Annotated in this window: 21 protein-coding genes; 16 read left to right on the top strand and 5 right to left on the bottom strand. The window is 41.0% G+C overall.

Annotated elements, in window-relative coordinates:
- From AACQ93_RS11015 to AACQ93_RS10990, 6 genes are all read left to right on the top strand, one after another.
- Positions 1-1242 carry a TadE/TadG family type IV pilus assembly protein gene (locus AACQ93_RS11015; protein ID WP_064604968.1) on the top strand — a complete coding sequence of 414 codons (1242 nt, stop codon included), beginning with the start codon at positions 1-3 and terminating at the stop codon, positions 1240-1242.
- Complete coding sequence (locus tag AACQ93_RS11010; RefSeq protein ID WP_084419124.1) at positions 1239-1823, top strand: OmpA family protein; 585 nt, start codon at positions 1239-1241, stop codon at positions 1821-1823. Before AACQ93_RS11015 ends, AACQ93_RS11010 begins: the two co-directional genes overlap by 4 nt.
- A 215-nt stretch (positions 1824-2038) precedes the next feature.
- Positions 2039-2641 (top strand): hypothetical protein, encoded by a 603-nt coding sequence (locus tag AACQ93_RS11005; protein ID WP_064604966.1) that lies wholly within the window; start codon positions 2039-2041, stop codon positions 2639-2641.
- A 36-nt stretch (positions 2642-2677) separates the two neighbouring features.
- A complete protein-coding gene (locus tag AACQ93_RS11000) occupies positions 2678-4372 on the top strand; it encodes an RHS repeat protein (protein ID WP_064604959.1) in 1695 nt (564 codons plus the stop codon).
- Positions 4373-4471: 99 nt separating this feature from the next.
- Positions 4472-5422, top strand: coding sequence for a M23 family metallopeptidase (locus AACQ93_RS10995; protein ID WP_064604957.1), 951 nt, complete (start codon positions 4472-4474; stop codon positions 5420-5422).
- Complete coding sequence (locus tag AACQ93_RS10990) at positions 5326-5766, top strand: bactofilin family protein (RefSeq protein WP_084419122.1); 441 nt, start codon at positions 5326-5328, stop codon at positions 5764-5766. Before AACQ93_RS10995 ends, AACQ93_RS10990 begins: the two co-directional genes overlap by 97 nt.
- Positions 5767-6255: 489 nt before the next feature.
- Here AACQ93_RS10990 and AACQ93_RS10985 read toward each other — a convergent pair whose 3' ends face one another.
- The gene (locus tag AACQ93_RS10985; RefSeq protein WP_198160125.1) at positions 6256-7245 is read right to left on the bottom strand and encodes a LysR family transcriptional regulator; all 990 of its coding nucleotides are present in this window, start codon (positions 7243-7245) and stop codon (positions 6256-6258) included.
- 335 nt (positions 7246-7580) lie between these two features.
- Between AACQ93_RS10985 and AACQ93_RS10980 the strand changes: the two genes are divergently transcribed.
- Positions 7581-8045, top strand: a complete 465-nt coding sequence (locus tag AACQ93_RS10980) for an A24 family peptidase (protein WP_064604953.1) — start codon at positions 7581-7583, stop codon at positions 8043-8045.
- A gap of 90 nt (positions 8046-8135) precedes the next feature.
- On the opposite strand, the gene AACQ93_RS10975 is transcribed toward AACQ93_RS10980, so the two are convergent.
- Together AACQ93_RS10975 and AACQ93_RS10970 are read right to left on the bottom strand one after the other, a co-directional pair.
- Entirely contained in the window at positions 8136-11060 is a 2925-nt protein-coding gene (locus AACQ93_RS10975; RefSeq protein ID WP_064604951.1) for a hypothetical protein, read from the bottom strand.
- Positions 11061-11475: 415 nt separating this feature from the next.
- Complete coding sequence (locus tag AACQ93_RS10970; protein WP_064604949.1) at positions 11476-12333, bottom strand: LysR family transcriptional regulator; 858 nt, start codon at positions 12331-12333, stop codon at positions 11476-11478.
- Positions 12334-12745: 412 nt separating this feature from the next.
- On the opposite strand from AACQ93_RS10970, the gene AACQ93_RS10965 reads away from it, so the two are divergent.
- The 6 genes from AACQ93_RS10965 (at position 12746) to AACQ93_RS10940 (ending at position 18362) form a co-directional block, all read left to right on the top strand.
- A complete protein-coding gene (locus AACQ93_RS10965; protein WP_064604946.1) occupies positions 12746-13249 on the top strand; it encodes an O-acetyl-ADP-ribose deacetylase in 504 nt (167 codons plus the stop codon).
- A gap of 226 nt (positions 13250-13475) precedes the next feature.
- Positions 13476-13961: a hypothetical protein gene (locus AACQ93_RS10960; protein WP_007466958.1), complete on the top strand. Its 486-nt coding sequence runs from the start codon at positions 13476-13478 to the stop codon at positions 13959-13961.
- Positions 13962-14175: 214 nt separating this feature from the next.
- On the top strand, positions 14176-15240 hold the full coding sequence (locus AACQ93_RS10955; protein ID WP_064604944.1) for an endonuclease/exonuclease/phosphatase family protein: 1065 nt from the start codon (positions 14176-14178) through the stop codon (positions 15238-15240).
- Between the two features lie 119 nt (positions 15241-15359).
- Complete coding sequence (prpC, locus tag AACQ93_RS10950; RefSeq protein ID WP_064604942.1) at positions 15360-16493, top strand: bifunctional 2-methylcitrate synthase/citrate synthase; 1134 nt, start codon at positions 15360-15362, stop codon at positions 16491-16493.
- A gap of 10 nt (positions 16494-16503) precedes the next feature.
- Positions 16504-17103 carry an alpha-ketoglutarate-dependent dioxygenase AlkB family protein gene (locus tag AACQ93_RS10945; RefSeq protein ID WP_064604940.1) on the top strand — a complete coding sequence of 200 codons (600 nt, stop codon included), beginning with the start codon at positions 16504-16506 and terminating at the stop codon, positions 17101-17103.
- 131 nt (positions 17104-17234) lie between these two features.
- Positions 17235-18362, top strand: coding sequence for a DUF3541 domain-containing protein (locus tag AACQ93_RS10940; protein ID WP_064604937.1), 1128 nt, complete (start codon positions 17235-17237; stop codon positions 18360-18362).
- A 135-nt stretch (positions 18363-18497) separates the two neighbouring features.
- Here the strand turns inward: AACQ93_RS10940 and amrA are convergent, their stop codons facing one another.
- Both amrA and amrB read right to left on the bottom strand, forming a co-directional pair.
- On the bottom strand, positions 18498-19094 hold the full coding sequence (gene amrA / locus AACQ93_RS10935) for an AmmeMemoRadiSam system protein A (protein WP_064604929.1): 597 nt from the start codon (positions 19092-19094) through the stop codon (positions 18498-18500).
- Positions 19063-19851 (bottom strand): AmmeMemoRadiSam system protein B, encoded by a 789-nt coding sequence (amrB, locus tag AACQ93_RS10930; protein WP_064604927.1) that lies wholly within the window; start codon positions 19849-19851, stop codon positions 19063-19065. The genes amrA and amrB overlap by 32 nt, the downstream gene beginning before the upstream one ends.
- A 70-nt stretch (positions 19852-19921) precedes the next feature.
- Here amrB and amrS point away from each other — a divergent pair, with 70 nt between their 5' ends.
- From amrS to AACQ93_RS10915, 3 genes are all read left to right on the top strand, one after another.
- Entirely contained in the window at positions 19922-21001 is a 1080-nt protein-coding gene (amrS, locus tag AACQ93_RS10925; RefSeq protein ID WP_007466941.1) for an AmmeMemoRadiSam system radical SAM enzyme, read from the top strand.
- Positions 21002-21105: 104 nt separating this feature from the next.
- Positions 21106-21414, top strand: coding sequence for a glutaredoxin domain-containing protein (locus AACQ93_RS10920; protein WP_007466939.1), 309 nt, complete (start codon positions 21106-21108; stop codon positions 21412-21414).
- A 313-nt stretch (positions 21415-21727) separates the two neighbouring features.
- The gene (locus tag AACQ93_RS10915) at positions 21728-23392 is read left to right on the top strand and encodes a tetratricopeptide repeat-containing response regulator (protein ID WP_064604925.1); all 1665 of its coding nucleotides are present in this window, start codon (positions 21728-21730) and stop codon (positions 23390-23392) included.
- Positions 23393-23463 lie beyond the last annotated feature (71 nt).

The raw sequence follows: 23463 nt of genomic DNA, 5'->3' as shown, positions 1-23463 counted from the left end.
ATGCGTCATCATCAGAAAGGCGCAGCCAGCATAATTTTTATGATGGTATTGCCGTTGATTATTGGTAGTTTAGCTTTTTCTGTTCATATTACTCAGGAATTACAAGCTCATGCAAAACTAACAGAAGCAACAGAAGTAGCTAGTCTGGCTTTGATTTCTACCTCGACGGGTAAGAATAACCCAGATGAAGAATTGGCAAAAAAAATAGTTAATGAATATATGCCATTTAACTTAGATGGTACTCAGATAAAAGTAGGATCTGAGGTTTGTGACTACGATACAGGATGTGTACAGCGTAGTGGTGAACCATCGCCTTTTTCAGATTTCACTGTTGGCGCAACAACTAAACATAAATCATGGATGCCAAATAAGGTTACTAAATCGACATTTAAGGTTTCCAGTTCTTCAATTACAAGGAAATACCTACCACAACCTGTAGATATTTACTTTGTTGTTGATATGAGTGAATCAATGAGTTACTCATTTAGCTCGGATAGAAGTAGAAGGAAGCTTGATGTTGTTAAGTCTACAATCGTTAAAATTCTAGATGAATTGACCATATTCAATAAATTTAACAAACATAAAAGTCGGGTTGCTTTTATCGGCTATCATCATTACAACATTCAAAGGAAAAACGGTAAACAAGTTCTGATTGATCAGGTTGTGAATGATAGTGTGAGTGATACCATTTCCGATATGTTTAATGAAAATAAGCCAGTCTTAGCTAGAAACCAAGACCGCGGCTATAAAGGATTTGAGGACATTCCATTAACTGATGATTATGACGTATTTAAACGAAAATTAAGCACATTTAGAGTTGCATACCCTGCATTAACGGAATCATGGCAAGGTGTAATTCGAGCCGCTCAGGTTACTAATAGCCAAAGAAAATATAACCCAGAACAAGCAATTATTGTTCTATCTGATGGTCAAGATGGTTCTAGATACCCAACAACACCAGGGTCATCAACACCACCTCAGAAAAACTATTTAAAAACGCTTGTAAATAACGGGTTGTGCGAAAGAATCGTAAATAACTTAGAAAGAAAGAGAAATCGTTACGGCGAAAAAGTTAATGTTACTTTCGGGGTTATCGGTATTGATTTTCTCTTAGATAAAAATACTAATGGATTTTATGACTGTGTAGGCGAAGATAAAATCTTTCATGCCAAAGATGGCGCTGATGTTTATAAATATATTTTAAATCTGCTTAACGAAGAGACAGGAAGACTTAAGTCATGATAACTCGCTCAAATATTGCTTTGCTTACTATTGGCCTGGCCTTAACCTCATCAGTTAATGCTTCTTGTATTAATGTAGAGAACACTTATACACATAGTGTTGTAGTATCAACAACGGAAGTTACAACGCAAAAAAAAGGTGAATTTCTTAATGTGAAAAAGGTGGACAATGGTGTGCAGCCTGTCGTCAGCCAGGAAGTGTCTTCTGAATCTCCTGATAGTGAGGTATGCCTTTTTGACAGTAAGTCAAAATCTTTAACCTTGATTTATGATTTTGATAAAAAAGAGTTGACGCAATCTCATAAGGAAATTTTACAACAGTATCTGACCGTTGTTGATCAAAGTGCACTGATTTTGGTTGAAGGACATGCTGACAAAGCTGGCCCAAAGAAATATAACCAAAATTTATCATCCCAACGAGCAAATAATGTTGTAAGCTATTTGAAGAATAATCTTGGCCAGGGTAAGCGAATAGTGTCACGTGCATTTGGCGAGATGCAGCCTGTATGTTCTGTTGAGCAAAATAATAACGAAGGCTGTAACAGACGCGTAGTTTTGACTTTGCAAGAAGAAATAGAGTGATGGTGAATTAGTATCATCTTCTTAATTTTTAAGAGCTATCATTTATATATGATAGCTCTTTTTTATGCTCAATGTTTTATATTGTTGATTGTTAAATCATTTAAGGATAAAAAGTCATAAGTCATATGAATTTTAATATAATATAACTTAATGATATATATGTTTTTATTAATATATACTTGCGTGATTATTGAATCACATTAACAGAGGGTTTAATGTTACGCACTCTTATCGTCATGGATATGATGTTATTGCTCCTTAATGGCTGTAATTCATCAACAACTGACAACTTGCCAATAGTAGATCATAGTAACCTACAACAAATTAGTATTCCTCAAACTCCAGAGCTTTTATCTGAGTTAGATGGAAAAAATATTAATGAACAACTTACTATTCTATACGGTAAATATGAACCATTGCTTGATAGATCTGGTTCACTTCTTGGTATTGATAACAATAACGATGGTATTCGAGATGACGTAGGTGCCTTTATCGATGCTTTAGTAGTTAGTGAACAGGTTAGAAAAGCAATCAGACAACAAGCGAGACAGTTTCAAAAAATTCTTGCTCATGACTTCACTATGAACACGGAAGAAGCCTATAAAAGAGCCGTTGATATAAATACAGGGCATCTTAAATCAAGTGCTTGTATGGAATATAACGGAATTCATATAGATGACGAAATCGATACTGTGCGAACTTTAATTGCGCTTACATATAACACAAGAGCTAGGGCGTACGCATATCTCTCATGGAAAAATAAAATGGATGGATTGATAACAACCTTGGTCGAGTCAAAAGAGGAGAGTTGTGAGTAACTCCGTCTTTTTGAATGGATTCTGTGAGAAATTGTCATGCTTAGAAAAAAAATATCAAATCATCTGCTTATATTGTTTACATTTTTTTCGTTTTTTATTTTTTGCTATTCTTTTTTTGCTCATAAAACGGAATTATCCGAGCCAACGTCTGCACTTGGTGGTGGACAGATCCAACACCCAGATGGAACTAAGGGGAGCTCAAGGTGTAATCAGGGGGAGCTATCCTGGTTTGTCGATGTAAATAATCTCAATCTGATTATTCAGGATACTCCGATCTTCTATGATTCAGCCTATGGTCCTAATATAGAATTTACTCTGACGTATAACTTACTTGCTAAGAACGGTAAAAACAACGCTATCGGAAATCGTTGGACTCATAATTATAGTGAGTATGTAACTTTTGATGAGACTAAAGAAGCTATTACTCATCACGGTGCGTATGGGCGAATTGAGACATACGTAGTCTCCGGAGATAAGTATTACCCAGATTCAGCAAACTTGATTGCTGGTGAACGTATTAATATGCCTGTCTTATCTCGGGTTAGTGATTACATCTATGCGCATTTCATGGATGGTTCTTACAAGGTATATAAGGCATTTTCAGACAATACATATCGTCTGACAAAACTAGTTGATAGAAGTGGTAATGCGGTTCAAGTTGTTTTTGATAATCAACGTCTGATCAGGGTAACCAATAGTGAAGGAAAATCACTTAACTTTTACTATAGTGATAGTAAATTAGTAAGAATTGATATCAATAATGAGTTATCAGCAGAATTTGGCTATAACTCTAACGGCTATTTGACTAAAGTCGTTGACTTTGAAGACAAAAATTTTGCTTTTTCATATGATGAAAATGGATTTATCCACCAAATAACAGATGACAGAGGAACAACCTTTATCGATTACGAACCAGAAGCATCTATGCCAGCTTCTGAATCTGTCGGTAAGTCGATGAGTGATAACAGTAAAAAAAATCATCGCATAATAATAACTGATAATAAGGGGCAGCAGTCTGAGTACTTCTATGAGTCCTCTTCTGGCATGTCATGGTATATAGCTCCTGAATTTTATGTTCCGCCAAAAGAACGAAAAGATAAAGATTATTTATTCAAGGTTCCAAAGACCACTTATCATTATAAAAGATTCAATAAAGGCTATTCTCGTTTAAGTAAGATCACTTATCCCGATGGTTTTATTGAATACTACACGTATGATGAAAATAGAAACCTCTCTCAAATCAAATATTCGAATGGTGACTTCTATACATATGAAAACAATATTTATGGTAATGTGATTAAGTCATTTGATAGATATGGGAATGTTACAGATTACACTTATGATCACAATCAAAATCTGGTAAAGCTATCATCAGTTTTGGGTGTTGAGACCTTCTCTTATGATAGTAAGAATAGACTAATTTCTGAGAAGGATACTAATGGAAATATTACATGGTATAAATATAATAAAAAAGGGCAATACAAGTTTATCAAAAACTCAGATCATAAAATTCTTGATTTTATTTACGATAAGAGTGGGCGTCTTATAAAAATTTTAGATAAAAACAATGTTTTTGCTGAATTTGATTATAATATTTTTGGTAAAGCCTCCCCTGTGAATGATGACGATTATCAATACGCCAGTGCTACCGATGTGTTAGAGCTTAATTGGTACGGTAAGAACCTTCAAATATATCCTAAAGATAGTGATGATCTGGGACTCTATTTCTAGGGATTTAAAATGTAACCTCAATACTTACTCGTCATTAAATATCCTTATTCTGTATTCAATGTGGTTACTATCATATAAAGAATTATAACGAACTCATTTATGAAGGAACGTATTACTATATCGGTATCTACAGTTAATGGCTCCCGGCATTTCCATTTGGGTCTTAAAGCGCAGAAAGGAATTCGTAGGGCTGCTTATTTTGCTGTGGGTATATCCTTAGTTACTGTCGGTGCATTTTTTTATCTGGTGGGTGAGGTTGGTTTCGCAAAGCTTAAACAAGAAGAACTTGAAAAGCATTCTTATTCTTTGAATGAGGAACTGGCTTCACTTAAACAGTTAAAGGACGAACTTGAAAATGACCTAGGTGAAAGAGAATCTCGATTATCTTTGGTCTCTGATAGATTGGGTGAACTAGAAAATTTGCTCGGGGTAAACGTTGATGGTGGGTCACCACTAGAAACGCGCTTAGATGTTGCTGCGATAAATTCTGCTGTACGGGTTGCAGTATTAGATAACTTGCCCAATGGTTCTCCGGTAAAAAAAGCCAGGCAGTCATCACAGTATGGAAAGCGCACGCATCCAGTAACAGGAAAAGTCCACTTACATGCAGGATTAGATTTTGCGGTAAATATCGGTACGCCTGTTTATGCGCCGGCGGATGGTGTTGTATCCACAGTGAGACCAGGAAATAAAGGCTCCGGAAATTTTATTCGTCTTCAGCACTCATTCGGTTTTACTTCGTCATATTCTCATTTAAAAAAGTTTGCTGTACGTGCCGGTGACTTTGTTGATAAGGGCGATCTGATTGGCTATTCAGGAAATTCAGGCCTCTCGTCCGGGCCTCATCTTCATTACGAAATCCGATTTGTCGGCAGATCACTAGATCCACGTCCGTTTGTTGATTGGGGGATGGATAACTTTGAACATATTTTCGAGAAAGAGAGAAAAATAAAATGGGTATCTTTGATAAACAAGGTGGAACAGAGGGTCAGCAAGCAACTACAACTGTCATCGCAGATGGTTGTAACATCACAGGCGAACTCCAGCTAGCTTGTGATATTCAGGTTGACGGCATCATTGAGGGTAAGCTGCGCTTAGATAAAACTTTAGTTGTTAGTAACTCTGGGCGTCTTCAAGGAGAGATCTACGCTGATAAGATAGTGGTTAATGGTTTGATCGAGGGTACTTGTTACGCCAATGCTATCGAGATTCTCGATAAAGGAAAGGTTACAGGCACTATTTACTGCGATGATCTGAGTATTGAACGTGGGGGCTCTTTCCTTGGCAGCACACATCCGGCACAAAAGGAAAGAGTAGTTGAGCTTGGCCCTAAGGAAAAAGCGCCGGTTAAAAGTACAAAAAGGAAACAAGATTCCAAAGCTGTTAATGAATAAACTTCATTTATCTATGTCATAAATCCCCCCTTGAAAGGGGGGTATAACGATTGCTAATTCAGTAATAATAAATTCATATTCGATTTAAGGTAATTTTATTGAGAAAATTATCTTGTTTAATCCAATGTTCAATTAAATAAAAATGATTAAAACTTACGCATTATATTCTAAGGCTTACTTGATAATACATAGATTATTAGTTCTTTTTTTAATCTCAATAATATTAGTATCTATGTATGTATTGTTATCAAGGGAGAATTTGTATTTCATTTGGGGGATATTTTTACCTGTAATCCCACTGTTTATACAAGCAAGGGCCTCTGAATACAGGAAAAAGTACTTGCATGGATGATTGTATAAATTTGTAGAAGGAAAGTCGCCCCCAATAGGGGGCAAGAAAGGAAGTATGAATATGAATAATCTTAGCGTATCATTATAGCTATTATTTAATTTATAATTATTAAGAAAAATAAATGTGATATGTTTTATTTATTGCGCAGTAAAACTATCTAAGGAGTTAAACATAATTGCTTTTTCAGATGCTATGTGAAATTTGGGGATAATTGGACTTACCACCTTTTCATCAATAATACTCAAAGAGCTCAGTGGTTTTTTATGTTCGACATTAACTGCAAGATCATTAATGATCTTATACAATCCAGCCCGACGAATCTCTACTCTTGAACGATAGTTGCACCAGGCGTACATGTTAATATCTAGGTTGGTTTCTATTCTATGTGTTTTTTTATCAGCGATACACCAATTAGGAGTTATGACGATGGTGTCAGGATTTTCAAGTTCTTGAGTCATCACCTCAGAGGAGCTGGTAGATAACCAACTACTGACATTTTCTGCATTCCCGCCATGCTCACTAATTAAGTCTATAGCGGTATTTCGGTCAATACTGCTGCAATATATGACACGCTTAGGCGTCAGTGTTTTATAGATTAAATAGGAAGATTTACTCATTATTGAGTATTTTGATGCATTCAGGTGGATTTTACTTCCATATTGTTCAGGTAGTGAATCAATACCAAAAATGACATCAAACTCTGTAAAATTGAGCTCCTTTCTGGAATGGTAATGGATGACAGTGAGGTTCAGGTTACTGATTTTGCTTAACTCCTTGAATATTTTTTCTCGAAGGTGGGAGCAGAAGGAGTATGAAATAGCAATTTTGTAATAATTGCGATTTTTAGCCCTGTCCAGTTCGTCAAATAGTTCGTGATAGAGTTTGAATCCTTTTTCAGCAAACTTTAATAATATTTCTCCTTCTCTGGTTAGTTCAAAACCACCTGAACGTTCAAATAGAGTTGCACCAATTTGAGATTCAATTTTTCTCATATGTTGAGAAACGGCTGGTTGGGTCATATATAATGATTCAGCAGCGGCGGTAAAACTCTTATATTTTGATACATGGTAGAAAGTGCGTAGGTGTTTTATTTCAATTAATTGTTTTCTATTAAGCAAAGTTGTCACCCCCGAAAAACCCTTTTGGCGTGTTATTATAAAATAACATTTAAGATATCAATAAGTTGTAATGCAAGCAATTTTTTTGTGATTATGCGCATATAAGAGTTTATTATACATATTTGTGAACTCAGCAATCTATATGTTATGTGTTGAGTTGCTTGTATTTGTTTGAAATATGATCATTTTTGTTTTATTAAGAATTTGATTTACGCGTACTAGGATTTTGACTTGCGTTTTTTATTTATTAGTATTTCGTTCTGTATTATGGTTATATTGCGAATCGGGTTGTTTCATTTTCTTTATTGTTTCATAATAAATAATCTTATTAGAAAGGACCTCTTATGGTAGTAAAACTACTGCTTGCTTTTTTACTTGGTTTGAGTGTATATGCAAGTTATACAGATATCAGAAGCCGTAAGATAAGTAACTTAACCGTATTAGCTGTTTTTATATTTAGCTTAACAATTTCTTATTTGACTTCTGTCTTAAATGAAAGCTGGATTGTGGCGAGTAAGATTTTGCTTGTTGGATTTGTTCTTTCTTGTTTTGGTGTGATAGCTGCAGGAGATATTAAGCTTTTGACGGCTTACAGTTTAGCGATTAATCCAGAATTTATTTTGCTCGTGCTGATAATGATAGGTTTAATTGGTGGTCTGATTGCGCTTTTTTACCTGATCAAGTATTTCTTAAAAGGCAGAAATCCAGACACTTTGATGAGAGGTATCCCCTATGGTGTCCCAATTAGTCTGTCTTGTGGCTTAGGTATTGTGCTCACGGTTTTGAGCTCACCAATGACTTTCGGTTAAAAAGCCACCTATAGGAATTGCTATCGATCATATTGATATTGAGAAACGATAAATTGCGAGAGATGTCCCCGTCGTACGGGGACATCTTTTTTACTTCAGAGTGAACATTAAGGTTTCGGTAAAATCTTCAGATTTAGCATTGCCTGCTTTATCGTTAAATGACATAGAGGCGATCCCCCACGTTCCCGGTGCTGAGCCTACTGGAAGAACAAAGTTGTAATGATATTCCTGCCATTGTTGAGGGTTACCGACAAAGAACAATGTGTTGCTGTTGTTATGGTCGACAAAGTAATTATGCTCGATCCCCTGTGGATCCCTTAGTTTGAACGAAACTTTGTTCAAGCCAGATTTATCATCACGAGCCCAGTATGTCAGTTCAACTGCTGTTTCACCATTCGGTGCTGCCGGAGATGTTGGTATAGCTTGGATCCCGATACAAGGTGTTCCCGCTGCTACTTTACTACATCCGTCTAAACCGATTTCCGGGCTTTGTGTATCTTCATCTCGGTTAATATTAGTTAGTGTAACTTTCGGTGATGATGGATGAACCGGGTTATTGTCTTCAAAATCCATACGACTGCGGTTCAGTGACTTATCCGTCATAAACAATGAAGCAACCCGGTACTCACCACTTCTGAAGTACTCCGTCGTTTTGATATCAACTTGGCAATATCCGCGATCATCATTAGTAGGATGGTATGTACCAAACTCATTCATGGAATACACGTCAGAGTTTGCATTTGCGAATCGGGCAAAGCAGGCTTCACCGCTCTCACTCATTCCAACATTTTCTCTGACGTCCCATGCGGCCGTCATGGTTTGTACTGTATGACCATCGATGTTTTCTTTTTCACCAAGGGTTAGTCTCAGTGAATCAGCTAGATACTGTGGTGCTGTTGTATCTTCTTCTGGATTGTTGATAAAAAGTTGCCAGCCATAATCGGTCGATCTCTGATAGCGCTGGTTACCATGAGGATCGGTAATTTGGATTTGTGCCGGAGACCACCAACCATCTTTAGCTGATGCTGGTAGTGTAAATGTTGCACGCAGTTTATCCGAAGGTGTACCACGACCATCGACTGGGTAGAAGTGAATGTCTTTATATGTATCGCCTTGACTGAAGATACGGGTATAAGCTGAGGATGCTCCCTCAAGACATTGCTCATTTTTATCCTGATCGCAGCTGCCGTCAGTGGTATGAAGCTGAAGATCAATGGTGATCTCTTTTTCTTCATCGGCGTAGCCATCTACAGTTACTTCTACTTTTTTGATCTTGCCTGGGTAGACATAGTCAGGGTAGAGGTTGAGAACTTCGAATGTCAGATCTTTACGGATTCGTTGCAGGTAGACGACACCACTCATTAGTCGGTCACGAATGAACTCATATTTTTTAGGCGCGCGCGAACGAAGCTTATCCGGGTTATTCAGGAAGAAGGAGACACTCTCGGCAAGATCTTCATTCGGGTTTTTAAGCTGGGCGTAACCTGAAACGAAATTTGTCGTTTTTCGTGCAGACCAGCCATCACTGCTATCGACGGTTATGTTGGTGATACTCGGGTTGTAAGCACTGCCATGAGTGTGGCTTGAGCCTTTTTCATGGATATCATGGCTATATGGGTCTTGTGACAGATAATCTTCAGCACGGGTATTATCCACTCTGTACCATTCAGATAACTTGAGCCACTCTAGTTTGAGTTCAGTGTTTAGCACATAGTGCCAGATGAAGTGCGTTTTTTCGTGGATCACTAGGCGCTGCATATGTTCAAGGTTGGCATTGTTGAATGCTTTTTCCATGAACTCAATGTAACCTGCTGATGGCCATGCTACAGCTGGCGCGTCAGGATACAGTAGGTGATCGTGTCCGTTACGACGGCGAAGCAGGTATTTCAAGCCTTTCTCAGGAGTGTTTTTATCCCGGATGATGTGAAGGCCGGATGGCATTTCTTCAAATTGATTGATGATCAGAAGAATTTCTTTTGGTGTGAATGGCTGCCAAGATGAAGCGCTTCGATCTGCGGCACCGGTTACTGGCAGGGTATTGTAAAGGCTGGCGAAGGTAGCATCTGGTGCGTCCTGTGAGCCTGTATCTATAGTCACACCAAAACGGTTTTCCAGAATGAAGTTAGCAGCTCCACGGTCTTTACCCGCATTGGTCAGATAGTTAACTGCTGCATGGTGAAGACGCTTTGAGAAAAAACGACCGCGTTGCTTGTCCATTGTTACGATTTGTGGGTTAGCGTAACTGAAGGTATCTTCGCTAATCGTAACCAGGTCGCGATTCTCAGAAATAGTAATATCCCCCGATATGTGGGAGGAAGTCAAAATCCACTTTACCTCTTTTAACCCTGAAGGTTCGCAAGGCAGGCTGCCAGTTGTTACTTGGCCCTGACGACAATGCTCCTGAGGTAGTTGACGCATTGTTTCTAGCAAGCGGTAAGCATGTGCTTGAGTCCATGGTAAATCAGAGTTATCGAGAACGATCTTATAATCCCGATACAAAGTTTGCGCTGCTGCAATATTCGGAACGGCTTGTTGTTCATCATTAATAACGATGTTCAATGGACTATTAACTGCTGACGCATATTCCAACCCACTTACGCTTTGGCCATCATCCTCCCAGACATAATGAAACTTGCCATCTAGCTCTGGTGTTATTTCTTCTGACATATCAATGTTTACGTCAGTTGAATTTAGGGAAGGGATAACTACAGGAAGTTCGTTCTGTTTGTAGCCGTTAGCGTGTATTTTTACTGTATATTTCTCGTTTTTATCTAGATCACTAAGGCTGAATGAGCCATCACTGGCAAGTCGTTGACTACGTAACTCGTGACTATTAGACACAGTAACCATGGCTGTTTCTGGGGTTGTCAGTCCATTTACTTTACCTGAAATGGTCTTTTGTTTGGTTGCCTGTGATGATACGGATGTCTGTGCTGAATTTTCCTCCGCACCGCCACATCCTGCTAGAGCGACCGAAATGGCCATACCCAGTATCAGATGTTTCTTCGAAAACATTGAATTTTTCCTTGGTAACAAATAAAAGATGAATCATCTCTGTTGATAGAACAGCTTTTAGAAAGGTGTTTTTCTCACTTTCAAGAAATAGAGTGAGTAAGAAATGTATTCCATAGCAGTATAAGTTTTTAATGAAATGGCGCGCAGTTACGTTTTTTAATTCAAGTATAAATAACTGTTATGAGAGGACAAAGTTCACCCGTTAAGGGCAACATGACGGAAACTTTAAATGAAGAGGAAAAACATTTACCAAGTATGCCACTTGGTGCCTATTGTTACGATAGTAAAATGACCATAAATTGTCGATGCCGGTTTAGTTCATTATTTCTTGCTTTCAACGAAGAATATCCCCTCCGTATTATAGGGAAGGGGATTGTAATTACTTATCTAATTAGAGAAGTTTGTAGAAATAATATCAACATTGATGAATTTCTTCCAAGTGATTGATTATTTCATTTAAACCCATGTTATTTAAAATACCGTGACTTTTTGAATTACACCAGATGTACGATTTTTCCTCTATGTTTGTATTTATAATCTGAAGATTTTCAGTTGTTGTAAAACACTTTGGGGAAATTAATATTGTGTCAGGTTTGTTTAACTCACCTATCATAAACTCTTTAGAGTAAGAGAATAGCCACTTCTTAATATTGTTAGTTTTGCCACCATAGCTATTAATTATGTTTTTCGCTTGTTCTTGGTTTAAATTGCTGAATGCAATCACCCTTTTAGGGTTTATATTACCAAATGTAAGCTCATTATGTTTGCATGCAATTTGATAATGAGAAGACTTGAACAATAGTTCCACACCATGGTTTTCAGGTGTATTTCCTATACCAAGTATCAGATCAAAGTCTTTAATGTTAAGTTCTGAATAAGAGTGAAAATGGAAAATTGAAAAGTTAGCACTCTTAATCTTACTTAGCTTTTTTAGAAACTCATCCCTTATTTCATAGCAGAATGCGTAGTGTATCGCTATTTTGTAGCAATGCTGCTCTTTTGAGTTATCTATCTCATTGTAGAAGTCTTCAATAAGATTCAACCCTAATATGGCATATTTAAATAAAATTTGTCCTTCTGCAGTTAACTCAAACTCTCCTTTTCTATTAAATAGCTTTCCATCTATTTGTGACTCGATCTTTTTTATATGCTGTGAAACTGCTGGTTGACTCATATGTAACTTTTCTGCTGCCGCAGAGAAGCTCTTTAAGTTTGAGACGTGGTAAAATGTTCTTATGTGTTTCAGCTTAATGAGTTTTTTATAATCTATCAATACTACAATTCCCTATCGAAATATTAGTAAGAATTGAAATTATTGGCATGTGTTTTTTGCCTATATGCCAATTTATTTCTTCTGTTTTCATTCAGAGAATTTGTTTTATAATTATAGGTGTACAGGTCTCTTTGTTTACTTGGTAACACTCCTTTTGAATTAGTGATAATATGACCATAAATAATGATATTTGGCAAATTAGAGTTTTTAATGCAACTTTGATTAATCATTTAGGGATATCAAATAAAAACAGCCACATATCATCAGTGATATTAATAATTCAAATCTATTATGAATAAATAGGAAACAATAAGTTTCATATTTATTCATTATCTCGGCGGTAATTTATTCAATTCAATAGACTGTAGAAAACAAACAATTGAAGCTACAAGTGAAAAATTACGGAGGCAATATGTACCAGTTATCAGCAATTCAGGGAGACATCACTTCTCTTGATGTTGATGCAATCGTGAATGCCGCTAATAACTCTCTGCTTGGTGGCGGAGGTGTAGACGGCGCAATTCATCGTGCAGCAGGGCCGGAACTGTTAGCTGAGTGCAGAACATTGGGTGGTTGTGAAACTGGGGAGGCGAAGTTAACGGAAGGATATCGCCTGCCTGCAAAATACGTCATTCATACCGTTGGTCCAGTTTGGCACGGTGGGAATCACAATGAAGAAGCGTTGTTAGCTAGCTGTTATCGCCAGTCGTTAATGTTGGCAAAAAAGGCTGGTGTTAAGACTGTCGCTTTCCCTTGTATCAGCACTGGCATATATCATTTCCCGAAACACCTGGCTGCTGAAATTGCAGTTTCGACTGTCAAAGAAGTGCTTTCAAATGATGACCAAATAGAGCAAATAACCTTTGTTTGCTTTGGTTCGGACGATTATCAAACCTATATTCGTTTGCTTGAATAACAAGTGGATCTGGCTCAAGTATCAATAGTGAGCTTGAGCCAGTTTTTTACCCTTATGTGGCAGAAGCCGTCTACAGTTATTGTGTAGTTCATCCTTATCTGTTATCACCGACTTGAGTGTAGATGAAACTACATTTTTAACCGCTACTCCGAAGCCAGAATCATTGACAGGATGTCTGCATTCATGACTTTGGATTACACCAATAATCAGCATCAGGGAGAGTGCAATGTGGGCGACATTGGATTTTGAAGCATCCGGATTATCCGACCAGTCTTACCCGATTGAAGTAGGTTACTCCTTACCCGACGGTAGTGGCCACAGTCTGTTAATTAACCCTCTTACCGCAAGCGATGTTTGGCAATACTGGGATGATTATGCCGAACAGGAAATTCATCAAATCTCCCGTCAGGAATTACAACAGAATGGTCAGCAGGTTGTTGATGTCTGCCGCCATCTCAATTCGGTATTAGGACAGTTCGAATACGTCTTCTGTGACAGCCAGTGGGATTTATTCTGGCTTGGTCGTTTGTACCATGCTGCCAGGATGCGCCCATCTTTCATGCTGACAGAAATCGGGCATTGGCTGATGCAGGAAAACGGTATTGAGCGTGCGCGATTCCAACTGGCTCTGGAAGAGCAGGGTCCGGTAAAACACCGGGCTATGCATGATGCACAGCAGATCCGCTTGGCAATTACACAGTTGATGGGTTAAGCATGACCCAGTTGGACCGTTGGTAATTATTGTATTCAGAACCGCTGGTATAACCTGACATTCAATACGCGAAATTTAACCCACAATTCATTATATTACGTGCATCTTGTCTGAATGATTATGTCTGGCGGTTTTCTTGAAATCTGAATTATTTGCCCCTTCTAATCAGGCCGAGCTATCTAATATAGTACGGTTTGCCGTCTTTAATGTGTCTATGTCTGCACCTGAAGCAGGCAAAATCCTCAAGCAGACCGCCAGTTCGGATGATGCCCGTTTAACCCGTCTTGCCGCAATAATCCGTCATGTTCGCCCTGATGTGCTGATGTTGTGTGAATTTGATCATCCTGGTGACGGTGGAGATGATGGCGCGCTGGAAAATTTCTGTCGTAATTATCTGGAAAACCCAGAACAAAAACAGGATGCTATTTTCTATCCTTATCGCTATTGCCCGCCAACCAATACCGGTTTGCTGAGCCCTTGTGATTTGGATGGTGATGGTGAGCTGACTTTACCCGGTGATGGGCTGGGTTTTGGCGAACATCACGGTCACTTTGGATTTGTCATTCTTTCTTGTTATCCGATTGCTGAATCACAGATCCGCAGTTGGCAGCATTTGTTGTGGAAAGACTTTCCGAACAACCTCATCCCTGAAGACTATTATTCAGAACAAGCCAGAACAGTGCTCCGGCTTTCATCCAAAAATCATGTTGTGGTTCCTGTCGAGGTTGACCAACAGACGGTTCATTTAGTCTGTTGTCATCCGACGCCGCCGGTTTTTGATGGTGATGAAAAGCGTAATGCCAGACGAAATCATGATGAGCTTAAATTGATTGCTGAGATCATTGATGGCGCTCCACATCTTGTTGATGATAAAGGTCAGCCTGGCGGTTTGGATAGCCAGGCAAAGTTTGTAGTGATGGGCGATCTTAATGCTGACATGCAAGATGGTGACGGTATGAAGTCCGCCATTCGTGAACTGCTACTGCACCGCAAAATCAACCGTCTTGTCAGTGCCGGACCACAAACGCCGAAAAGTCTGGGGGGACGTTTCCATATTCCCTGGCAACAGCGAAGAGGCCGGGCGACGGAATGGACTCATATCTCTGGCTTACGGCTGGATTATGTTCTGCCTTCCGACGATTTGCAGGTAGAGAATGCAGGCGTTTTCTGGCCGGATAAGAAAGACCCGCTGCGATCCCTGATCACCGATGAGAAAGGGCGTTGCCGCCCTCAAGCCGGTTCTGACCATCGCTTGGTGTGGGTAGATATCAAGTTTTAGTTCGAATTAAAGTTTAGCTAAATCCATCACGCTAACTTGATGACTTAATCAATTGGTTCTGTTGGAGATCCTGACCTATCTTTATCCCGAAGGGAAAACAAACGGATAGGGAGCCAGTGATGCCAGATAAACAGAAAGAACTCGGCGGTGAAGGGTTGCGTGGTCAGATAGCAGGAACAACGGGCTTGTGTACTGTCGGTAAAACGGGAACCGGACTGACTTACCGTGGCTATGATATTTCGGACTTGGCAAAGCATGCCGAGTTTGAGGAAGTGGCTTACCTGCTTCTTAAAGGAAAATTACCGACACGTACAGAGCTGGCAAGCTATAAAGAGAAGCTGATTTCTTACCGTGGTTTACCCATGGCATTAAAAGTCGTGCTTGAACAGATCCCGGCTGATGCGCATCCGATGGATGTACTACGCACAGGGTGTTCAATGCTCGGTAACCTGGAGCAGGAACATGGTTTCGGGGAGGAGTATGATAAAGCCGACCGCCTGTTGGCACTGCTGCCTGCCATCATTTGTTACTGGTATCGCTACAGTCATGACGGTGTGCGAATAGAAACCTATTGCGATCAGGACAGTATCGGAGGTTATTTCCTTAAAATGCTGACCGGTGAAACACCTTCAGAACTTCATAAGCAAGTGATGCATTGCTCTCTGATCTTGTATGCCGAACATGAATTCAATGCTTCGACTTTTGCCGCCAGGGTGTGTGCTTCGACCTTATCAGATCTCTACTCCTGTATCACCGCTGCTATCGGAACATTGCGCGGTCCGCTTCATGGTGGGGCCAATGAGGCCGCAATGGCGATGATAGAAAATTGGCAGAGTGCAGATGAAGCAGAGGCCGGGATCATGGCGATGCTGGCAAATAAAGATAAAATCATGGGCTTCGGACACGCCATTTACAGGGAATCTGATCCTAGAAATGCACTGATAAAAAAATGGTCTGAGAAGCTGGCTCAGAAAGCCGATGATGCGGTGCTGTACGATATCTCAGTTCGGGTTGAGCAGGTAATGAAACGCGAAAAGAACCTGTTTTGTAACGCCGACTTTTTCCATGCGTCGGCTTATCATTTCATGAAAATACCGACCAAATTGTTCACACCGATTTTTGTTATGAGCCGGGTAACTGGCTGGGCTGCGCATGTGTTTGAACAGCGCGATCATAACAGAATCATCAGGCCAAGTGCCGAGTATAATGGTCCTGAACATCAGGACTGGTTGCCGATAGATGAGCGTCATTAGGTGACCGTTGATGACTGATTCCGTTAGTGGGACGGTTCAAGAAGGCTGGTTTGATATCCCGGATGGGCGGCTGTTTTGGTCGCCCCATTTTATTTTGCAAGCTGAGGCTCACAATTACTTCCAACGACTTTCGGAAGAGCTTAATTGGCGGCAGGAAACCATTCGGATGTTTGGCAGGGATGTTCTTCAGCCTCGTTTGCAGGCTTGGTGCGGGGACGCGGTTTATACCTATTCAGGGCTGACCATGGAGCCTCAATCATGGACGCCCACGTTGCTGGCTATTAAAGCGGCCTGTGAAAAGGTGAGTGAAGTTCGGTTTAATTCAGTATTAGCGAACCTGTACCGTGGCGGGCAGGATTATATGGGCTGGCATCGGGACAATGAGCCGGAGCTCGGGGTGCAACCTGTTATTGCATCGGTCAGTCTTGGAGAATCACGACGATTTATCCTTAAGCATATGGAGACTAAGCAAAAGCTGGAGTTTAATCTTGAGTCCGGTTCTCTATTAGTGATGGCCAGAAATACTCAGCAATGTTGGGTGCATTCAGTACCTAAAACGCGCAAGCCAAAAGCCGGACGGATCAACCTGACATTTCGACTTATTTTGTAACCTGTTTTCCACTAAAGAAAAATTAACAAAACTCTGACTTTTTATACGCCTCCGGTTGGTGGCATTTTTATGCCTGTAAGGCGTATAGTGTATGGAATTTATGGTTTAGTCAGTACAGAAGGGAGTACATGATGAAGTTATTGCAGGCAGGGTTTCCGTTAATCATCTCTTTATTGGTTAGTCCGGCATTTGCCGTTTCGACCTCAGCTAACGTCCCTTCAACTGAAAGCGCTTCTGCTGCTCCCAGATCAGCAGTACTGACTTCCTACCAGCAGGATGCCGAGTTAATCCGCCAGACATATGAAAGCCAGTTATTCACTCTGCCTGCTTTTAAGATGGGCCATTATGGATTGCGCATGTATCGTCAGACACAGGACGATAAGTATGAAGCGGCAATATGGTCTGACATGGCACGCGTTGCCAGCCGACTAAACCATTTCGCGACAGAAGTTCATACCCCTGAGCAGATTCAGGTATATACCGAAAAGCGCGCTCAGAAATACAGACAGAAAACCGATGATCGCAGCAAATTAAGGTACTCGGTTACTAAGTCAAAACCTGAGTATTTTTATCTTGGCGTTGATTTGCTGGGCTCAATGGCAAGAGCCGATGAATATGGCCTCAAACACCGTGATGACGAAAAGCTTCGTCAGATTATTCGCCGTTATGATTTTTCAGATTATGCTTCGGATCCGGACATGATCCGAGCCTGGGCGGCACAGCTGGCCAATCAGGTTTATTGGTTGCGACAACTTGGTGAGCAGGATGTGGTGGGTGAATTCATTAAGGCATTTCGTGCCACTTATCCGGATACACAGGATGCTTCTTTGAGTGATAAACAGCTCATGAATAAAATCTATGGCCTGACTCATATCATTTTTGCCGCTTCTGAGTATTACCAAAAGCCGGTTAATGAGCACGAGTTTAAATGGATTTACGACTATTACCGCGCCAATATTGATGCCATTTTAGAACGTACTAAAGAAGATGTGATTGCCGAAGTCGGGATTAATTTCCTGTTGGCCGGGTTAGATAATGATCCCGTGGTGGACAAAACACGTGCCGCAATTCAGAAGGCGATTGATCGCAAAGCGGGGATGGTGCCATCGGTTGATGGAGAAACCGAACTGCGCGATGGAGAGCACCGTAATGTCCTGTCTATTATGTTGCTTGACTGGCGAGGCGCGAAAGCAGTGCCGACAGTGAGTAAACAGCCACACATTTTCGATTCGATACCTTATGGTTTGATTGCGAAGTAGTTACGACGTCATTAGGCGATTAAGCTTGTAACAAAAAGCCCTTCCCTGAATAAACAGGGAAGGGCTTGTTATATCATTCGGCATCTTGATGGGGTTTATCTGCCAGGTTAAAGGTTAAAGGTTAAAGGTTAAAGGCTAAATCGCCTCGAAATATTTTCCTTCGATACTGGTAACTGTAAATGTTTTCACTGTCATACTTGATGACCAGTGATCCGGTTTCCAACCGGCTTTGATTTTTAGGTGACGGATAAAATCGTGCGGTTTCGGCAGTTGCTCCCATACCTGAGGCAAAAACAGCGCCTGGCCATAATTGTCTGAAAGAATGACTCCCACTTTGTTGTTGCTCAGGTAATCCAGTAACTCCTGTTCTGAACGTACTTCCAGTACTGCAGGTTCAGACAGAACAGAGACTTCGATCATCAGGTGATCCAGCTGTTCTTCTGTGAGCGGCATAAAACGCCGATCCTGGTACGCACTGGCGATGGCTTTATTGTGAACTTCTAACACTAATGGTGTGTGGGCATTAATTGATCCCAGGCATCCCTGCAATTCCCCGTGTACTGTTAGGGTTACAAAGCAAGCTCCTGGTTCAAGCAGTTTCTTCCCGTAAAGATCCAGCTGCGGTGATTTAGGGCCTTCTTCAGAGAAGTGACCTCGAATTGCCTCTCTGGCAATATCCAGCAGCTGGGTTAATTCCCCTTTATTCAGGTTCTGAGATAAGGTAACTGACATATCCGACAACTCTCTCCTTATCTCCGGCCGTATCTCCGGAGTTTTTCTGTTCTACACGTTTCAATTGGTAATCCCTTTCTTTGGCAAGCAGAAGCAGTGTATTGATACCGGTTGAGCCGCATGCTTGCTCAGGTTTCAGGGTCGGTTCAAAGTGTTCTATTAAAGAGCAGGTTTGTTGATCCAAAGTCTGAGCTTCGGTGTAAGAGTGGTAATGGCTGAGATCACTGCTGATAACAAGCAGGGTGTTTTCATCTTGCCACACTGAATTAATGATTCTGGCGACAGTTTTCGGGGATACGTCACTGGTCAGAATAGGTAGCAGAGTAAATTCGTTTAAACAGCGCTGCAAAAAAGGGAGCTGAACTTCCAGGCAGTGTTCAAAAGCATGTGCCTGATCTGAAACTTCAATATCATCTATTTTACCGAGTATTTCAACACTTTGTGTATCGATAGGAATCTGCCCTAATGGCGTGGCGAAATAATCAACACCGGGCAGGGCACACCCCTGGAAAAAATAGCGATGGCTGGGACCAATTAGAATGACACGTTTGATCCTGTCTGCTTGTTGTTTAAGGTAACTATAGGCACGGGAGGCGACTTCCCCCGAATAGATATAGCCGGCGTGCGGAACTATCAATGCGCGAATTTTTCCCGGTGATTCTGCTGCTGGGTTTAGCCAGTTATCAAGTTGAGATTGCAAGAATTCCGGGGACTTATCATAAAAGCTTCCCGCGACAGCTGGTGGACGAATGTTCATAGAAATCACACGCTTATTTCTGACAATACTATAGTTAGTATAGGTATTAATTAACCCGGCGAGAGGTTTTATGCAGCAGCCTCCAAGTGTGTTTAAAACGGAATACTGGCATCGTCTTGAGGATGGTAGGGTAATATGTGATCTCTGCCCTCGGCACTGCCGTTTGCGAGAAGGTAAGCGCGGGGCTTGCTTTATTCGTCAGGCACTTGACGGGGAAATTGTGCTGACAAGTTACGGCCGCTCAAGTGGTTTCTGCATTGATCCTATCGAGAAAAAGCCACTTAACCACTTCTATCCGGGGAGCTCGGTGCTTTCATTTGGTACTGCAGGGTGCAACCTGAGCTGTAAGTTCTGCCAGAACTGGAGCATCAGTAAATCCCGCGAAATTGACACCTTAGGTGAGGTGGCGTTGCCACAGCAGATAGCCAGTTCTGCGCAGCGGTATGGTTGCGAGAGTATTGCGTTTACTTATAACGACCCTGTGATATTTATGGAATACGCAGTAGATACGGCTCAGGCTTGTCATGAACTTGGTATCAACAGTGTGGCTGTAACTGCCGGATATATATGCGATAAACCAAGAGTCGAGTTTTTCCGTCATATGGACGCTGCCAATGTCGACTTAAAGGCGTTTACTGAACGCTTCTACCATAAGATTTGCAGCGGCCATTTAGCACCGGTGCTGGATACCTTGCTTTATTTAAAACATGAAACGGATGTCTGGTTTGAAATCACGACTTTGTTAATTCCAGATGAGAATGACAGTAATGCAGAGCTGGATGAACTGACTCGTTGGGTTTATGACAATCTTGGTCCGGATGTACCTATTCACTTTAGTGCCTTCCACCCAGACTTCAAAATGCTGGATAAGCCACGAACACCGCCCGAAACAGTTAAAAGAGCCAGGGATATAGCACTGAAAAACGGGCTGAACTATGCCTATGTTGGCAATATTTTTGATGAAAGCGGAGATAGTACATACTGTCCGTCTTGCCACAAAAAAGTGCTGTCCCGAGACTGGTATCAGTTGGGAGAACGATTCCTTACTGATGACGGAGCTTGCATGCATTGCGGCTATCAGATCGCCGGGCGTTTTAATGCCAGCAAAGTTGGCTTTGGTCGTAAAAGAATTCCGGTCAGGATTGCTTAATCTTCCATCGCCAGATTTGAGTATCCTGCTTGGGGGCTTGTATTGCAGTAGCGCTTTCCATTATCTTAGCGAGGATTTGAACCTGATTAAGTGAATATAATTTTATGTCTGACATGACCATCGAACAGCTTTCTGGCTACAAAAACCTGGTGATCACTCAACCTCATTGTCCTTTCTGTGTGAAAGCGAAGAAGATCCTTGATGATCGTGGTACAGAGTACACCACGTTAGTGCTGGGCAAAGATCTACCGAAAACCACCATGGTAGATTTCATTGAGCAAGTGACAGGCAATACTGTTCGTACTGTACCGCAGATTTTCCTGGACGGTCAGTATATTGGTGGCCATGACGATTTGGTTGCGTTTCTGGAGCGTCAGGTCGATGATTCTGAATTCAGCGACTTTGAGTTATAAGAAGCCTTTGCAACTATATAATTTGCTTAAAGTGTGATTTCACTCGAGTTGAAGAGATAAAAAGATGAGCCCTGGCTCATCTTTTTTTGTTTGTGTCAGGGTAAATTTGATATGAGCCTTGTTGTTTATTTCAGGCTGTTGATTTTACAGTGAAAGGAGGCCGTTTTCATCAGCTAAAGCCAAGCCTAATAAAGATGTATTTATCATATCTTATTGTTAATCATTGGCTTTTTACTATTCTGAATTATAAGACAATACAATAACTACAACATGGAACGGTTGTGCCTTGATGAGCCATTAAGGGGGGGCAAAGATGCTATCTGGAAAGAAGTTTTTGCTGATTGATGACTGCAATACCGCAATTTCATTGATGCGGTCGATGCTCAATATGTCAGGTATTTCAAATGATAATATTGACAGTACCATGGACAGCATGAAAGCCATCCGTCTTCTGGCGAATCATAGTTATGATATCGTCATTTGTGACTACAACATGCGCCATCATATTGATGGTGGGCTGATTTTCGATGAAGTGATCCAGCGGAAATTGCTCCCCAGTGATGGTGTGTTTATTTGTGTTACCGGGGATAACACTCAGCAGGTGGTTTCTCACTTTATTGAGTTGGAACCTGACGATTACCTCATAAAGCCCTTCAGTGCAGCCATTTTCATTGAACGTATTGAGATGGTAACAAGGCGTAAATCTGCGCTTTACCCCCTGCTATTGGCTCTTGATAACAAAGACTATCGAACTGCAATTGGTTTGTGTAAACGTTACAGGGATGAGCTGCCGAAATATAAAGGTTATATCGACCGGATTAACGGTGACTGTCTGTTGCGTTCTGAGCAGCATGAGGAAGCCCGGCAGTTTTATGAAGAAGCCTGTAAAAACAATGATCACTTATGGCCGAGGATTGGGTTTGGTCAGGCATTAAAAGGCCTCGGAAAGCTCAAAGAGGCTGAGGCGGTTTTCGAAGAGATCCTGGCAAAACACCCGAAACAACCATTAGCCAGGAAACATCTGGCGGGTTGTCTTATCGAAGGTGACCGCATCCCTGAAGCATTAGAGCAGTTTAAGCTTTTGCATAAAGTGAATTCAGCTAATCCTATGCGTGAGCTGATTATTGCCAACTTATATGCGGCATTACAGCAGCATGAAAAAGCGGCGATTGGCTATCAGCGGTTTACGGCTAAAGTAACTGGCACTAACCGCTACAGTAGTGGCGCTGCCGGTAATGTGGCCGTATCTCTGATGCTGGCCAGCCTCTATACCAGTAATAATGATGAACATACGGATTTGCTTAAAGAAGCCAGGCACAATCTGCATGAACACAACAGTAATATAGAAACCGAAAAAGAGAGATATGAAAGTGAAGTCAGCGGCTTGACCAGCGTCGCGATACTAGCGTGCCTTCATGGTGAAATTGAAGACTGCTTCAGTATCGTGAATCGTATAGACCTGCAGAAAAAGCCTGTTGATGATTATTACACAGCACTGAATGTTGCCCGCCTTTATGGCTTTTGTGGAATGCCGGACAAATATGAGCAGACGATGCAAACGGCCAGAAAGCTATGTGCCAGAGCTGATGATGCTATTTTGATTCAGTCCCAGGTTAAGTTGATGGAAGCATGTCATGCCGAGATTAACCACAGGTTGAAAGAGGGGAGTGCGCTGGTAGAAAAAGCGTTTGAACTACGAAGTAATAATCAGGCCAGAGAAGCAATTGAATACGCGTATCGTGCTTTTCATATGGTGCCTTACCATTACAAATTGTGCTTTTTGATCCTGGAGCTGACTGCGCTAGCAACTCCTTCTTTTTTAAAAGCCAGTGAAATCAAGGAAATTATTTCGTCCTGCAACTGGGTTTTTCAAAATGATACACGTCCTGACGGCGATCAGCTGGAAAGGGCAAAAGAGCTATATCGAGTAGCGCTGGCCAGAGTTGAAAAAATGGCAAAAGCACCGGCGATGGCCTGAATCTGTTACTGTCGAAGACAACAAAAAGCCGCAGCCTCTTAGAAAGAGGCTGCGGCTTTTTTTACTTATAG

Source organism: Photobacterium sp. J15 (assembly GCF_963870815.1).
Classification (GTDB): domain Bacteria; phylum Pseudomonadota; class Gammaproteobacteria; order Enterobacterales; family Vibrionaceae; genus Photobacterium; species Photobacterium marinum.
Note: the sequence above shows the minus strand (reverse complement) of the source record. Positions and strands in the feature narration are given on the sequence as shown.

Bases quoted from the DNA above. Each gene is read 5' to 3' on its own strand.
- AACQ93_RS10960 (WP_007466958.1), top strand. From the start codon at position 13,476: ATGTGGGCGACATTGGATTTTGAAGCATCCGGATTATCCGACCAGTCT.
- prpC (WP_064604942.1), top strand. From the start codon at position 15,360: ATGCCAGATAAACAGAAAGAACTCGGCGGTGAAGGGTTGCGTGGTCAG.
- AACQ93_RS10940 (WP_064604937.1), top strand. From the start codon at position 17,235: ATGAAGTTATTGCAGGCAGGGTTTCCGTTAATCATCTCTTTATTGGTT.
- AACQ93_RS11000 (WP_064604959.1), top strand. From the start codon at position 2,678: ATGCTTAGAAAAAAAATATCAAATCATCTGCTTATATTGTTTACATTT.
- AACQ93_RS10920 (WP_007466939.1), top strand. From the start codon at position 21,106: ATGTCTGACATGACCATCGAACAGCTTTCTGGCTACAAAAACCTGGTG.
- amrB (WP_064604927.1), bottom strand. From the start codon at position 19,851: ATGAACATTCGTCCACCAGCTGTCGCGGGAAGCTTTTATGATAAGTCC.
- amrA (WP_064604929.1), bottom strand. From the start codon at position 19,094: ATGTCAGTTACCTTATCTCAGAACCTGAATAAAGGGGAATTAACCCAG.
- AACQ93_RS10945 (WP_064604940.1), top strand. From the start codon at position 16,504: ATGACTGATTCCGTTAGTGGGACGGTTCAAGAAGGCTGGTTTGATATC.
- AACQ93_RS10915 (WP_064604925.1), top strand. From the start codon at position 21,728: ATGCTATCTGGAAAGAAGTTTTTGCTGATTGATGACTGCAATACCGCA.
- AACQ93_RS10995 (WP_064604957.1), top strand. From the start codon at position 4,472: ATGAAGGAACGTATTACTATATCGGTATCTACAGTTAATGGCTCCCGG.
- AACQ93_RS11010 (WP_084419124.1), top strand. From the start codon at position 1,239: ATGATAACTCGCTCAAATATTGCTTTGCTTACTATTGGCCTGGCCTTA.
- AACQ93_RS10975 (WP_064604951.1), bottom strand. From the start codon at position 11,060: ATGTTTTCGAAGAAACATCTGATACTGGGTATGGCCATTTCGGTCGCT.
- AACQ93_RS10990 (WP_084419122.1), top strand. From the start codon at position 5,326: ATGGGTATCTTTGATAAACAAGGTGGAACAGAGGGTCAGCAAGCAACT.
- amrS (WP_007466941.1), top strand. From the start codon at position 19,922: ATGCAGCAGCCTCCAAGTGTGTTTAAAACGGAATACTGGCATCGTCTT.
- AACQ93_RS10965 (WP_064604946.1), top strand. From the start codon at position 12,746: ATGTACCAGTTATCAGCAATTCAGGGAGACATCACTTCTCTTGATGTT.
- AACQ93_RS10955 (WP_064604944.1), top strand. From the start codon at position 14,176: ATGTCTGCACCTGAAGCAGGCAAAATCCTCAAGCAGACCGCCAGTTCG.
- AACQ93_RS11015 (WP_064604968.1), top strand. From the start codon at position 1: ATGCGTCATCATCAGAAAGGCGCAGCCAGCATAATTTTTATGATGGTA.
- AACQ93_RS10980 (WP_064604953.1), top strand. From the start codon at position 7,581: ATGGTAGTAAAACTACTGCTTGCTTTTTTACTTGGTTTGAGTGTATAT.
- AACQ93_RS11005 (WP_064604966.1), top strand. From the start codon at position 2,039: ATGTTACGCACTCTTATCGTCATGGATATGATGTTATTGCTCCTTAAT.